We start from the raw sequence: 15112 nt of genomic DNA, 5'->3' as shown, positions 1-15112 counted from the left end.
GCCACGCCCGGTCCAGTCTCACCAAGACCTGTCGAACTTCTAGCTTTACGTGACTGTAGTAGGGGTCAGCAGATAAAAATACCCGTGCAGCCTGTGGCTCAGTGAAAGGTAGAGCTATCGTGAACGAAGTGCCATCGCGCTCCACGAGGCGACGCTCACAAATAAAGGTTTCGCGATCACGATAAATGCGAACGCTCAGCGTTTCGCTGCCCAACGGGCTACTGAATTCAGTGAGCAACTTCCTGGGCTTCGGTATATCCGTTCGTTTCATCGAGCGAGGCACCGCAGTGTTTACAGAACAAGGATGCCAACCCGGTTGGAATTGGCACTTTTCCCACGTAAAACTTTCCACGTAAAAATGCTGTTCACTCACAACCGCCGGTGCTTGCTATCTACATTGCGGACATTATTATTCGCGAGTTAATCCACACTGCACCTTGCAATATTCATAATTAGCAACAATTATTCCAGTGTTTACATTTGCTTACTTCTTATAGAGATACGCAAGCTATCTCAATTGAATTATGCAAAATGACCAAGGTACTTGTCGCAATGCGGCGACACGGAATTGTCAATGGCATGAATAAATGCTGATTTCATCGCATCCTTACATGTCGCCAATTGGCGACTAAGGATCGATCAGATCGACGAGTTATTTAGTGCCGACCGTGAATCGGCTGACCAATGCCGGCAATGTCGCATTGACTGCGACTGCATCATGCGGGATGAGAAGATAGCGCCATGGCTTGCCACCTTGTGCTGCGGAATAGTCGCTGGCGTGCTTGCACCACGTAATCGCCGCTTCCGCTTTGGCATTGACTTCGGCGTCTGTCATATCCTTCGCCGCCTTGGTTTCGATCAGGAGATTTGCATCAGGTGTAGCAGCTACAAAGTCAGGGATGTATTCCGGCTGTTCTCTGCCGCGCCAGTAATAGATGTTGAATTGGCCCGATACGGGGCGGAACCAGCGCAAGGCGTCACGCTCCAGTATCTGCGCAAGAATGCGCTCGGTATCGGAATGGAATTTTTGCATGTCGTAAGCGCATCGTGAAAATCCGCCATAGACATATTGGGAAATGGTGCGTTTGTCATCAGGGCTCCAATGGAGCGGTTTAACTTCGCCTGACGTATTGACCGCGCTGGACTTCAACGGCGTAAATCCTTGGCTGATCACGACCTCGGATTCACCATTGCCTTTGTAGTAATAGTGTTCCGACATCTGGGCGTTGATATTTTCAGCAATCGCCTTACTCTGATTCGCCAGCACGTTATGCAGTTCGGCATCGGTCTTCAAATAACCCTTGAAGTGCGCAACCGCCTGACTGGCGAGTCCGTAGATAAGTTCTGCATGGTCATCATAGGAAATATCATCGAAGCCGATCAACTCGCGGACGATGTAGTCCTCTGGCCGTAATTCGGCAATGGTTGAAGACTGTCCATAGAGCACATCTTTGCCTGTCTGAAGGCCGCGACCGACCAACTGCTGATCCTGTGGCTGAAAGCTCATTCGCGATACATCAAGATCGAATGGTTTGTAACCGCTTTGTATGGTGCCCTTGGGTTTGACCAGGATGCGTGGAATGTCGATGGTGTAATCCGCTACTGCTTCCGCAGTACCAATGGCTATGCTGGCAATTGCCGGCCCATCTGCAGGGAGCAACTCTGTCTGCTGGGGCGTCATCCGCGCTTCGACCCGGCGCACGATTTCCTGCTGTACGTCGGGATTGCGCAAGGCGGCGCTGTTTGGCAACAACCCGCGATCACGGCTGAGTTCGTTGATGACATCCATTGCCAGCTGCACCACACGGGTTTGTTCTCCGGTGTACATCGCCGTCGTCGGTGCCCCACCGGCTGCATAAGACGCTGGTGTCGCACTATCCGGCACGGCGCCGAGCCCCAATAGTGTGTTGATCGTTGGCGTCACGGCCACGCTGCGCAGTCCGCCCAGCGTATCGCCAATTGGATCGAGTTTGAGTTCCTTCAACCGTATGGGTGAATCGCCGCGCCCAGCCTCAGCCACCACTTCCTGGAATCTGTCGTGGGCGATGATGTTGAGCCGATCCACCACTTCCACGCCGGTCTTGCGACCATAAGGCAGGCGCAGGCCGCGACCGATGGATTGCTCAATCAGCGTGCGCGCATTCGCCGCCCGTAGTGGAACGATGGTGTAGAGATTGGTTACGTCCCAGCCTTCTTTCAGCATGTTGACGTGGATAACGATTTCGGTCGGTTCGTCGTAGCTTTCTACCGCGAGCAGCTTTTGCACAATCTCATCACCTTCCGCGCCACTGGTGGTGCCACTATCGACCTGAATCACCTTGCCGGCGTAGCGCCCCGCGAATAACTCCCCCGAGATAAGCTGCATCAATTGGCTGGCATGAGTGGTATCGCGGGCGATCACCAGCATGAAAGGCTTGACCGGCTTTTCACCTTTCTGCTGCGCGTAAGTCAGTAGATGCACTTTGGTTTCTTCGTGAACCCGCACGCCGTCCATCAACTTGATGCGCTCAAGTTGTTCCGCGCTGTGCGCTGAGGGGTCGAAGTTCTGCTGGGTAACGACGGCAGGTTCCTTGACGAAGCCGTCTTCGATAGCCCGCGCCAATGGATAGTCCATCACCACGTTCTTGAATGGCACCGGCCCACGAGGGGATTCGGTAAAAGGCGTCGCCGTCAGTTCCAGGCTCAGCACCGGTTTGAGTTCATTCAGTGCCCGCACCCCGGCACCGGCGCGATAACGATGCGACTCATCCATCAGCAGCACCAGATCGGGCAGGGCCGCAAGGTAGTCGAAATAACTCTGCCCCAGATATTCGGATAGACGCTTGATGCGTGGAGATTTACCGCCGCGCACTTCAGTATTGATTTTTGAGATGTTGAAAATATTGATCTCGATGCCACCGAGCAGGCTTTTGGTGCCGCGCTGCTCGTAGTTGTCGCCCGTGACTACTTCCGGAGGCGTCACCGCAAACTCGGCGATATCCGGTGCTTGGCGTGATAACTCTTCGTGGAGTCTTCCAGCAGAATGCGCGGCTCCAACTTGGGCCGCACATCCTTACCGATCCAGGTGAGTTCTAATTTTTGATTCTTGATCATCACTAATGATATTTGTTTCGACGATTATCAAACGCGACTTTGGTGCCTTCGAGCACGTTTACTACATGCTTATTGATCACCGGGCTCTCAATTGAGCCGGGAACATATTTGATCGTCGCACCATTCTTTCGGTCAAAAGACGAATAGATCACCTGCTCCGCATCGCAAACTACAGCCAGGTTTGGATTGTGAGTCACCATAATTACCTGACGCTTCTTCTTTGCCTCGGTAAGAACTGGAACCAATAGACTGAAAACAGTTTCGTTATCGAGATTCTCCTCGGGCTGATCAAGAATGATTGGATTGGTCCCCTTATCGACTAACAAATAAAAAATGAGCAACAAAGCACCCCGCTGACCGGGTGAAAGTTGTTCGATTTGTGTGTCTTGATAGAGCAGGGAATACCTGGGCTCCAAGAAGGCGAGCCCATACAGTAGGTCGTAAACGTCAGCGGAGCTAATATTGCCGCCACTCTGTGAACGACCGGCTTTCAATATGGATGATATTCCGATCCCACTTGAATTTCCCGAGCTTGCAGCGGTCGCTACCTTGGCATGAATTTCTGAAATCAGCTTTAGCACATCCTCTTTTTTGCCCAAGTCTAGTTGTTCGGCGATTCGCTTAACTACTGCAACACCTTCACCTTCGCGGAACGCGCTCGCAGTTTGCTTTATTAGATTGAATAGTGCGGTCGCCAGTGCTTCTGCCGACCCGCCTAAAGTAGCCTGAAATTGCAACTTATATTCGTCCCTTATTAACTGATTGTTCTGGATAACATCTTGAACCGGAGCAAACAACTGCTCCCGAGCAAGTCGTTGCTTCTCAAGCACATCGAAGATTTCCCCCGAAATTTCATCCCTCTTCTTACCTCGATCGCTCAAACTGGCCGGAAGATTATCTAGTTGTTCCAACCGCGCTGCAACGCCACTTAACGATTCCGGAATATCAGCCGCACCAACTAACTCTACGCGTCTCTTTCCCCATGCCTCTAGCGCGTTGACGCTCTGTTGATGCCTCTGCAGAGGCTCATTCAATTTTGCTCGAAGGTTGCCTTGTTCCTCGCTTAAAGCTTGCTTCTTTTGGACGATTTGCACACCGTTAGCTACAAACCGATCTCTGTCCGTAGGCAGACTATTAATCAATGCCAACAAAACACCTTCATCAATCTTGATGTCAGCGATATCAGGCTGCTGAATACCTAGCACTTGAAGGTCCTGGGCAGTTTCTTCCCCAAATTGTTGGTACTGTCTTTGCAGGATGCGGACACGTTCCCGGACAGACTGCGCGGACCTTATTTTTGTTGCAATGAGCGCGTCATTGGTGATATTCAATTTCTCGTCGTCATCAAGCTGCTTTAGACTAGCGGCAATCTCATCCAGTCTTTTGATCGCTATCTCCTGATCTGGAGTTAGTTGATCTGACGGCTTTGTTTCCACGACTGGCTTGATTTTGTCATGCTCTTCAATTTGTTTGTTCTTTTGCGCCCATTGCTCTTCCAGAGTTTTTCTGACTTCTGGCTGAAGTTGCGCTTCCATTGATTCGATCTCAAGATTTAAGCGACGGAGATCTTTTCGGAGCTCGCCCAACTGGTCGCGATAGCTACGTTCCTGCTGCTCAGTCAGTTGATCGAAATCGAGTGCTTTCTGACGAATTGCCGGATTTGTGTGGTCAAAGATAACGGCCCTGAGCTCCTTTTCAAAGACATCTGAGACGCCGGAGACATGGTCATTGCAGAGTTTCTCGAAACGGAGCTGCGGGATGTAGCGAACCATTTCTACGGCAGTCGGGTCAGGATCATCGTTAAGGGAAACGACAGCGCTCTTGGAATCGTCTAACCACGTAATTTGGCCTTGAAAGTGTTTAGCCAACTCCTTAGGTTTAGCCCGAAATCGCTTCGAGGACAGAAATGAGAGGTGCTCTCGTTGCCTAGTATTTCCCAATAGAGCAATTACATCAGCGAGCGCACTTTTGCCACTCCCCTTATTTCCAATGATTGCGATAAGGTCAGGATTTAGCGGAAGGTTGCAATCGGATAACCAATTTCCCTCAACCTTTGACCCCACCATTTTTCTCACTTCTACTCGATCAATGAAATAAGTTTTGCTTTGATTGATGCTTTGCAGCTTGTCCGGAATATCTCCAATGTGGCACCGCTTGGCAGGCTCTTTGATTGCCTGAAGCAGTCCCAAGAAAGTTGGGTCGGCTTTAATCCACGTTGCTTTTCCAGTTGGAAAATCCCCGTAGCCCCTTTGATCGTTGTTCGCTGTTCCCTTGAACCGGTGCGCATCGCTACCTGAAACCGCTAATCGCGGTGTGTTACTTAACGCATACTGGAAGTTGTCAAGCCATTTAGCATTTTTTGCAGTTCTCACGCCTGCGAACGCAGCCCAAAGGTCTGAGTTCCGAGTCTCGAAGATTGGCGACGAGTTAAACAAGCCCAATACGTATGCATAGTGCTCTTGCCACTTGATTTCATCGAGTCCATCGCTAGTGCTGAATGGCATAAAACCGACCGCGCTGCCTTGCGGAATCCTTTCGAGGGCGCGCTTATAGCTATCACAATTGATTTCTGCAATTGTCGAACCTGCACGCAAGGCGGTTGCGTCGTTGCTATCAACCTCAGATTTTATGAAACCATGATGCTTAAGTTTGTCCTCCCCCACCTTTTTTCGAGCCAATTCAATCAGAGCATGATTTGATAGTGGCGAATTGATCAACTCCACGGTCAGCGCAGATTTGAAATCCAATAGAATCTGATCTGGTGTTGAATCAGAAAAAATAACGTGAGCATTCAGCCTGCCATCCATTGGGGCCATTAGCCTCAGTTCTATGCCTGGAAATACAACTTTTTCTAGCTTAGGCGCGCCCTTTTGAGCAAGTCTTTTTTTTAAGGCAAACCATCCATCGAAAGTCCAATAGTCCATTAGCGCGTAAACAGCCGGCGCTGCCGAGTTCAGCGCCTCGATCATCTGATCTATGAGTAATGTATTTTCGGACGCGTTAGGATCAGCATCAAAGCGTGCCCCATCCCAATGAAAAGACGCTGGAGAGTGAATATGCAAATCCCACTGGCGCCATTCAGCGCCCCTTGGATACGTGCTTAATTCCGCCATTTCCTTGCCCCCTTACGTCGTTGCAAATATGAACACTTACCGAGTAATACCATCGCTCGTAAGCATCGGAAGTTCTAGCCCTTCAATCACCTGCAACGACTTGCCCTCAATTCCCTGCAAATCACCATCTATCGAATCTGACTCTGCTTTGGATAATCGCTTCAAATTTCGACCTGTTCCCTTTGCATGTCCAGTTTACTCAATGACAGGCTCAAGGGGCGAGCTACTTCATGTCAATGTCCAATGACAGGAAAACAAATCGGCCATGACGATGTTTTGCTGCAATTGCCCCTCAAGTTCATCGATCAAACGGTCGCGCCGGGCTTGAATTTCATCCTGGCGGGTAAATAACTCACGCCGTTTCTTGTCTCGCTGCCCTTCAAGTTCGCGCTGGTCTTTTTGTGCGTCCAGTTTTTCCGAGAGTGTTGCCGCGCCCTTGCTCTTGGTGCGGATTTCCTTGATGCGCCGGTCCAGTTCCTTGATTTCGCGTTCAAGGCCTACCTTGAGGTCGTCGGCCCAGGCATCGAGTTTTTCAGTTTCGTCGGAAAACAGGCCAAGGTTGCGCCGCTCAATGTTGCCGATGATGACGGCTTTTTGTCCGGCCAGTTCCTGCCGCAGTGCTTCGGGTATTGCCACGTGTGCGGCGGCGAAATCCAGCGGTGGCTGTTCGCTGCTGGCAAGTGCTGACGAGAGCGCGGCCTGTGTTGGCGGTGTGTCCACTCGCGGCAGGCTTTCTGCGTGGCCCGGCAGGGCCAGCAGCTTTTCGGTTATTTCAGCATCGAGCGCCTGGTGGTCAGTCCAACCAGCCGCCAGCAGATATTCCTCGGTTGCCCCCAGCGATTCCACCCGCAACAGTTGAACGGCGGCGATACCTTGCTGCCCTCTTAACGCTTCCAGTACCGAGACCTTTAATCCATAGGCGTCATAATCCAGATGAAGTCTGGTGGGTTCGAGCGGTTGCCGTAGTGCTGCCCGCAACAGATTCTGCGCCAGCGGATGCTGGAGGCGATAGATATGCGCTTCCTCGCTGCGGCGGGGCAGTTCGTAGCGGCCGAGCGGAATATGCTCGCCACTGACATCGCCCATGTTCGTAATAACGGAAGGAACATGGGTAAGGGTGAATGCCAGTGCATCGCCCTCGAATTCGGCGTGGCCGTCGAGCATGGCGCGGGTGAAGCGCATCAGCAGGCGCTCCAGTCGATCAAGGCTGCTGGCGGCATCGCGCTTGGCAATTTTCAGGCGCTCCTGCACCACTTCATCGAAGTTTTCCAGCAATGACTTGCGCGCGTTAAGCATTGCGTCGCTGATTTCCCCCGCCAGATCGAGTTGGAGTTGCTCGAAGGCGGTATGAATGTCGTTGGGGTGGCGGCAATTCTGGTAGATGTCGGCAATGCGGCGCTCAAAATCGACACCGGATTCCACGGCGCCCAGCACCTCGTCGCTGGCGCCGAATACACCATCGAATAGCTGGAATTTTTGGTCGAGCAATTCATAAACGCGGCGATCCGCCTCGTTATCACGGTTGAGGAAGTTCACCACGACCACGTCATGCTTTTGCCCATAACGGTGACAGCGGCCAATGCGCTGTTCTATTCGCTGTGGATTCCAGGGCAGGTCGTAGTTGATCACCAAGGAGCAGAACTGGAGATTGATGCCCTCGGCCCCGGCTTCGGTGGCGATCATGATGGTGCCGCCGGGATTTTCGTTGTTACGGAAATAATCGACCAGCGCAGCGCGCGTATCCGCACTGCGTGAACCCGACACCCGATCCGTGCCCTTGTTGCGCTCCATCCATTCGGCGTACACGCGGCGTGAGATGGGGTCGTTATTGCTGCCGTTGAAGAGCACGACACCATCGGCGTATTCGGTTTTTGACAAGAGCGACAGCAGATAGTCTTGGGTGCGGCGGGATTCCGTGAAGATGATGGCTTTCTTCGCCGCGCCCAATTCCTGTAAACGCACGAAAGCAACCTTGAGCGCTTGCAGCAGGGCGATGCCCTTGGCATTCTCGGTAATCGAGATTGCCAACTGCCGAAAACCGTCAAGATCGGCAATTTCCGCTCGAATGGCAGCAATCTGTTGAGCGGTTTTGATCTTTTCTTCTTCGGCCGCTTCCGCACCTAACTCATCTGCCGTTTCGTCCAGTGATTCGTAGTCTTGATTTAGTTCGTCGATTAAGGGTGCTGGCGCAGCCTTTTCATCGAGCGTTTGCTGTAGGCGGCGTATTAGCGATTCCAGAGCACCCGCGATGGCAAAGCTGCTGGAGGCGAGCAACTTGCGCAGCACTAAGGTAATAAGCTGCCGCTGGCTGTTAGGCAAGGCGAACAGGCTGTCGCGTTGGAGGTATTCGGTCACCAGGTTGTAGAGCCGGGTTTCGTCGTCGCCGGGTTTGAACTCGCGCAGCAGCGGAATACGCCGTGTGTATTTGACGTAAGCCTCGACTTGACGCCGCAGGGTGCGCTTGCAAATAGGGCTGATACGTTGTTTCAGTGCCTCAAAGCTGCCGGGGTCGCGCAATTGGGAAAACTGAGTACGGAAACTATCCAGATCACCAAAAACCCGGTCGTCAATAAAGCTCACGAGGCCGTAAAGTTCCAACAGAGAATTCTGAAGTGGTGTGGCAGTCAGGAATACCTTGCGCGTATGTGACAGCGCATCACGCAGGATGCGAGCGGTTTTGTTGTCCGGCTTGTAGACGTTGCGCAGGCGATGGGCTTCATCGACGACCACCAAATCCCACGCCACATCCTTGACGGCCTGGGCCTTGCCCGCCGCAAACTGATAGGAGCAGATAACGATTTTGTCGCGACCAAGGCCATTCCCCGATCCATTGCTAAAGGTGGCATCAAAGGGGTTTGTGCTGCCATCCTTGCTGGCCTGCCGGAATGACTTGGCTTCCAGGATCATCGCTGGCAGGCCGAATTTGTCTGCCAATTCCTGATGCCATTGCTTACGCAGATTGGCGGGAACGATGATGAGGATGCGACGTTTGCGTTCGGCCCATTTTTGCGCAATCAGCAAGCCCGCCTCAATGGTTTTGCCGAGACCTACTTCATCGGCCAGGATGACGCCCCTGGATAGCGGATTGCTCGTCGCGAAGAGGGCCGCATCTATTTGGTGTGGATTGAGGTCAACCTGAGCGTCCAGCAGCGCCCCAGCCATGCTGTCCATCGAGTCCGTGGCAGCCTTCAGAGTCAGTTTGCGAGCGAAATACGCAAGCTGATGAGGGCTATAGCTATGGTTTGGCATTTGGCGGAAAGATGCTTTCGTAGATTTCGTATGTCATTTTTATCAGATTATGCAGCGAATTCGACTGTCGAAGGGTTCCGTCGGGCGCCCGCCCAAATAGGGTCAAAAGTGCCGGAACATTGCAATACTGGGGGACGAGTACGCTCGTGGACTAATTGGAGAAGTTCGCTGGTGAGCTGCCGACCAGCTACTGCAGTTTACGTACCTACGACATTCAATGACGATGTCGATGGTGCATATCCGGAAAGTGCAAATGCGTATGGATCAATGGCACGTGTCGATGTGAATGGCGATGTTTGACACCAGGCGTTACCGGACTGTCGTGTACATGTTGATGATGTTCGTCGTGGACATGTTCGTGGTCATGCAGTATTTCTTCGTGCGTGTGTTTATGCGTATGGTGCTCGGTCAGATGCAGCCAGGTCCCTATCGCCATTAATGCACCGGCTACAAGTAATGGCATCGTGACCGCCTCTCCCATCAGCACGGCAAGCACCGCCCCGAAGAATGGCGCGACAGAAAAATAAGCGCCGGTACGTGCGGTACCAAGATGGCGCAAGGCGAGCACGAACAAAGAAAGACTGACGCCGTAGGCCAGCAGTCCCACCATCATTGCACTCAAGACATTCGGCAAGGGCGACCATGCCGCGCCGATAAGCAGGGCAATCAACAGATTAACCGTGCCTGCCACCAACCCCTTGATCGATGCGATCCAAGTGGCATCGGATAGCGATACCTTGCGCGTGAGATTGTTGTCGATGCCCCACGCGAGACATGCACCAAGAACTGCAACCGTGGGCCACATTTCTGCAAAGCGGGCTTCTCCATTCCAGCTAAGCACAGCGGCTCCCGCCACGATGGCGAGCATTCCGAATGCAATGCGCCGGTCGAAGTTTTCCTTGAAGACGAACCATGCGAGCAACGCGGTGAACACGCCTTCCGCATTGAGCAGGAGAGAGGCACCGGAGGCTGGCAAGCGCGTCAGTCCCAGCATCAACAGAACGGGGCCAACGATGCCCCCTGCCAAAATTGCCCCGGCAAACCACGGTGCCTCATGACGCGGCAGTTTCACCACGGGCGCACGGGTGAGATAGCGATACACGGTGAGGCCAAGCCCGGAACCGAGATAGAGCAAGCCTGCCAGTAACCACGGACTTACTGTGTTGAGCAGCAGTTTTGCCAGTGGCGTTCCCGCACCGAACAGCAAGGCTGCACCAAGTGCAGCCAGCACTCCTGGTTGCCGCAGTCCAGCCATGAAGTTCAATTGGCACTCCGCGCGTGAGACCCATGCACATGGCCGGTCTTCGTTTTCTTTGATCTTGCCGGCGCAGCCGATTCGGTCGCCAGATTGTTCAAGATTCCACAATCCTTGGCTGCATTTACTTCATTGCACGTCTGGCGCAATTGCTTCAGCTCCTTCTCAAGCGCCTTCAATTCGGAAATTCGTGCCGCAACATGACCGATATGCGAGTCAAGCAAAATGTTTACCTCAGCGCAGTTTTCTTCCGGGGCATCGCGGAACCTGAGCAAGGTACGAATCTCATCAAGGGTCATGTCGAGCGAGCGACAACGTCGAATAATGGACAGACGCTCAAGATGCGTATCACCGTACAGCCGATAGTTGCCTTCGGTTCGTGCCGGTTCCGGCAGCAAACCTTCGCGTTCGTAGTAGCGGATGGTTTGCACCGGACAATCTGTTTTCTCGGCGAGTTCGCCGATCTTCAAACCGGTAGTCATCATGAAATTCCTCAAAGTGCTTGACTCTATAGTAGCTATAGGGTGTGAAATGCGCAAATGAATAAACATCCAGCAGGGCTTTTGCCATGAGCGACCATTGTTGCGGAAAAAATCCAGCCGTGCCGAGCGATCCAAAGCAGCAGTTGGCAGGGGTTGGAGAGCAGCAGACGGCATTGCGTATCGAGCAGATGGACTGTCCCACCGAAGAGCAGTTGATCCGCGACAAGTTGGGCCGCATGCCCGGCATCGCGGCGCTGGAGTTCAATCTGATGCAGCGCACGCTGTATCTGAGCCATGCGCCCGAGGCCCTGGCTCCTGCAATAGCAGCTATTCAGTCACTTGGGATGGACGCCAAGTTGGTCAATGGCGAATCCGCGTCCGCATCAGAAAACCTACCCCCCGCAAAGATGCCCTGGTGGCCGCTCGCCGTCTCAGGCATTGCCGCCACGGCGGCCGAGGTTGTGCATTGGTTCGATGGCGGCAATCACACGGCGGAAATTGTGCTCGCCCTGTTGGCGATCATGATCGGCGGTTTGCCTACCTACAAGAAGGGCTGGATTGCGCTCAAGAATCTGAACATCAACATTAATGCGTTGATGTCGATTGCCGTCACCGGCGCGGCGTTGATCGGCGAGTGGCCCGAGGCGGCGATGGTCATGTTCCTGTTCGCGCTGGCCGAAGTGATCGAGGCCAAATCCCTCGACCGGGCGCGCAATGCAATTCGCGGATTGATGGCACTCGCGCCGGATAAAGCGACGGTAAAGCAGGCCGATGGCACCTGGGTCGAAGTGGAAGCGGCAAGTGTGGCGCTGGATGCCGTTGTTCGCCTGCGACCGGGGGAACGCATTGCGCTGGATGGACAAATCATTTCCGGCAGTACCACGATCAACCAGGCGCCGATCACCGGCGAGAGCCTGCCGGTGGAAAAGACCATCGGCGATCCGGTGTACGCCGGCACCATCAACGAAGCGGGGTCATGCGAATATCGTGTCACCGCGATTGCCGCCCAGTCAACGCTCTCTCGCATCATTCACGCGGTGGAGGAAGCACAAGGCGCGCGTGCGCCAACGCAGCGTTTTGTTGATCGCTTTGCCCGTATCTATACACCGGTTGTCTGCACCATCGCGCTCGCCATGGCGCTCATTCCCCCGCTGGCCCTGGGCACGCCGTGGTTCGATGCGATCTACCGCGCGCTGGTGCTGCTGGTGATCGCCTGTCCTTGCGCGCTGGTGATTTCGACGCCGGTCACCATCGTCAGCGGGCTCGCCGCTGCAGCCCGTCACGGCATTCTGATCAAGGGTGGCGTCTATCTCGAACAGGGCGGCGGCCTGTCGGTATTGGCGCTGGACAAGACCGGCACCATCACCCATGGCAAGCCGGTGCAGACGGATTTTGAACGCATCGCCGGAACCGATGACGCTTCCGTGCGCCGTCTCGCCGCCAGTCTCACCGCGCGTTCCGATCATCCGGTATCGCGGGCCGTCGCGCGGCAAGCGCAAGACGACGGGATTGGCACCGATGAAGTCGAAGACTTCGCCGCGATTCCGGGACGCGGCGTCGAGGGTCGCATCGCGGGCCGGCGCTACCAGTTGGGCAACCATCAACTGGTCGAAGACCTCGGCCGTTGTTCGCCCGCCTTGGAAACCAAGCTCAATGCGCTCGAAAGACAGGGCAAGACCGTTGTCATGCTGATAAGCGAAACCGAAGTACTCGCGCTTTTTGCCGTGGCCGATACCGTGAAAGACAGCAGCCGGGCTGCGATTGCCGACCTGCATGCACTGAAGGTCAGGACGGTCATGCTGACCGGGGACAATGTACATACAGCAGAGGCCATTGCCGCCGCAGTCGGCATCGACGAAGCGCGCGGCAACCTGCTGCCGACCGACAAGCTCGATACCATCAAAGCCCTGCTTGGGCCGAGCGACAAAGTTGGCATGGTGGGCGACGGCATCAACGATGCCCCGGCATTGGCCGGCGCCGATATCGGCTTCGCGATGGGTGCCGCCGGCACCGGTACCGCGATCGAGACCGCCGATGTTGCCTTGATGGACGACGACCTGCGCAAGATTCCGCTGTTCATCCGCCTGTCCCGCAAAACCGCCGCCGTGCTGAAACAGAACATCGCGCTTGCGCTTGCCATCAAGGCGGTGTTCATCGTGCTGGTGTTCATGGGCAAGGCGACGCTGTGGATGGCGGTCTTCGCCGACATGGGGGCGAGTCTGCTGGTCGTCGCGAACGGATTGCGTTTGCTACGATTCACGGGTAAGTAAATCGAATCGTAGTCGTTATTGAACTTGGGAGACCACAATGACAGAGTTGTTCAGAACGTTCGCCCTGTTCGTGATTACCGCTGTCGCGGAGATCGTGGGTTGTTACCTGCCGTGGCTGGTGCTCAAGCAAGAAAAATCCATTTGGCTGTTGCTGCCGGCGGTGTTGTCGCTTGCGCTGTTTGCGTGGTTGCTGACCCTGCACCCGTTTGCCGCTGGACGTACTTATGCCGCGTATGGCGGCATATACATCGCGGTGGCGTTGGCTTGGTTATGGCTGATCGAAGGCGTTACGCCCACGCCATGGGATATTGCCGGCGTAGCCGTGGCGCTGGCCGGCATGGTCATTATCGTCATGCAACCTGGTGTGACGGCAAAAGTTTGAGCGTTCGAAGAGTGTCCGATTGCGGCAATGGGTGGGCTTTACCGTGCCTGAGTTGACATGGATCAAGGTCTCCATGAGCAGCGAGCGGAAACTTGGAACGGGGCCCGTCCCGGGCTATACGGTGTTATCTCAATTCCAAGGAGAACTGAAATGAAACAGATGACTTTGATTGTCGCGTTTACCGCTATTGCGCTTTTGGCCGCTCCCGCCATGGCGCAGTCTGTCGCCGACAAAAGCGTCCAAGCGAAGACAGCGGCACCCAGCGTGACCGATTTCGACAAGCAGATGGCGCAGGCGCAGGAGAACATGAAGAAGATGCAGGAGCAAATGGACAAGCTCGGCAAGACCCAGGACCCGCAGGAGCGACAAAAGCTGATGCAGGAACACTGGACGACCATGCAGGCCAACATGGGGATGATGAACGGCATGATGGGCTGTTGCATGGGCGGCCCGATGATGGGCAACGGCATGATGATGGGCGGTCACATGATGGGCAATGGCCACATGATGAACGGAGGCTGTTGCATGGGTGGTTCAGGAACGGGCATGGGGATGATGGGGAACGGCCACATGATGGGGTGGCAGGACTCCAAGGACTACTACATCAAGCAAACTCCCGAACAGATGAAGCAACGCCAGTACATGATGGACAGGTACATGGGCATGCAGCAGATGATGATGGATCACATGATGCAGCATCAGAATCAAATGATGATGCAGCCGTCACCTTAACAAGAAGTCTTGATTTCCTCCCCCGATACCGGCCAACATTCATTAAGCGCTGGGTACGCCGCGCCGGTGTCCGGGAAGCGGACGACGCTATGACATCGCAGCATCCCGAAAGTCTTGTCCACTAGTTATGATACAATCGCACCATGTTGAAACGCCTCGTCCTGCTGTTTCTGTTGGTCGTCATGCCGCTCCAGATGGCATGGGCGGTGCCGTCCGTCAGCTATTGCCAGCATGAACAGGGGGCCGCCGCGAAGCATATCGGTCACCATGCACATCAACATCAGGATGGCGGCAAATTCAAGGGCAAGATACCGGGCGGCGTGGATGACGATTGCGCCTACTGTCATCTGGGCGGCGTGATTCTTCCTCCCGCTTTACATCCCATTTTTGCGTCGCTGCTGCCATCCATCAATTCCTCTTCCTTCCTTGAGGTCATGTCCTCGGTTCCCGCACGCGAACCGGAACGCCCCAAGTGGACGCTCGCCGCCTGATCGGCGGGACGTCCCTTTCCTCTGTTGCTTCGTATTGACAACACG

Annotated in this window: 9 protein-coding genes; 4 read left to right on the top strand and 5 right to left on the bottom strand. The window is 54.4% G+C overall.

What is annotated here, in order from left to right; all coding sequences use genetic code 11:
- Positions 1–652: 652 nt before the first annotated feature.
- From PG1C_RS09565 to cadR, 5 genes are all read right to left on the bottom strand, one after another.
- A complete protein-coding gene (locus tag PG1C_RS09565; protein ID WP_202634573.1) occupies positions 653–2962 on the bottom strand; it encodes a DEAD/DEAH box helicase family protein in 2310 nt (769 codons plus the stop codon).
- A gap of 133 nt (positions 2963–3095) precedes the next feature.
- Positions 3096–6206: a TrlF family AAA-like ATPase gene (locus PG1C_RS09560; protein WP_202634572.1), complete on the bottom strand. Its 3111-nt coding sequence runs from the start codon at positions 6204–6206 to the stop codon at positions 3096–3098.
- Positions 6207–6434: 228 nt separating this feature from the next.
- Positions 6435–9377 carry an SNF2-related protein gene (locus PG1C_RS09555; RefSeq protein ID WP_237218137.1) on the bottom strand — a complete coding sequence of 981 codons (2943 nt, stop codon included), beginning with the start codon at positions 9375–9377 and terminating at the stop codon, positions 6435–6437.
- A gap of 292 nt (positions 9378–9669) precedes the next feature.
- Positions 9670–10710: a DMT family transporter gene (locus PG1C_RS09550; protein WP_202637010.1), complete on the bottom strand. Its 1041-nt coding sequence runs from the start codon at positions 10708–10710 to the stop codon at positions 9670–9672.
- A gap of 5 nt (positions 10711–10715) precedes the next feature.
- On the bottom strand, positions 10716–11195 hold the full coding sequence (gene cadR, locus PG1C_RS09545) for a Cd(II)/Pb(II)-responsive transcriptional regulator (protein WP_479687747.1): 480 nt from the start codon (positions 11193–11195) through the stop codon (positions 10716–10718).
- 83 nt (positions 11196–11278) lie between these two features.
- Here cadR and PG1C_RS09540 point away from each other — a divergent pair, with 83 nt between their 5' ends.
- The 4 genes from PG1C_RS09540 to PG1C_RS09525 all read left to right on the top strand — a co-directional run bounded on the left by PG1C_RS09540 (position 11279) and on the right by PG1C_RS09525 (position 15067).
- The gene (locus PG1C_RS09540) at positions 11279–13462 is read left to right on the top strand and encodes a heavy metal translocating P-type ATPase (RefSeq protein WP_202634570.1); all 2184 of its coding nucleotides are present in this window, start codon (positions 11279–11281) and stop codon (positions 13460–13462) included.
- Positions 13463–13499: 37 nt separating this feature from the next.
- Positions 13500–13844 carry a YnfA family protein gene (locus PG1C_RS09535; protein ID WP_202634569.1) on the top strand — a complete coding sequence of 115 codons (345 nt, stop codon included), beginning with the start codon at positions 13500–13502 and terminating at the stop codon, positions 13842–13844.
- Between the two features lie 150 nt (positions 13845–13994).
- Positions 13995–14576 (top strand): hypothetical protein, encoded by a 582-nt coding sequence (locus PG1C_RS09530; RefSeq protein WP_202634568.1) that lies wholly within the window; start codon positions 13995–13997, stop codon positions 14574–14576.
- Positions 14577–14719: 143 nt separating this feature from the next.
- A complete protein-coding gene (locus PG1C_RS09525) occupies positions 14720–15067 on the top strand; it encodes a hypothetical protein (protein WP_202634567.1) in 348 nt (115 codons plus the stop codon).
- Positions 15068–15112 lie beyond the last annotated feature (45 nt).

The organism is Rugosibacter aromaticivorans (assembly GCF_000934545.1).
In the GTDB taxonomy this organism is placed as follows: Bacteria; Pseudomonadota; Gammaproteobacteria; order Burkholderiales; family Rhodocyclaceae; genus Rugosibacter; species Rugosibacter aromaticivorans.
The sequence above is the reverse complement of the archived record's forward strand: the minus strand, read 5'-3'. Positions and strand labels throughout refer to the sequence as shown.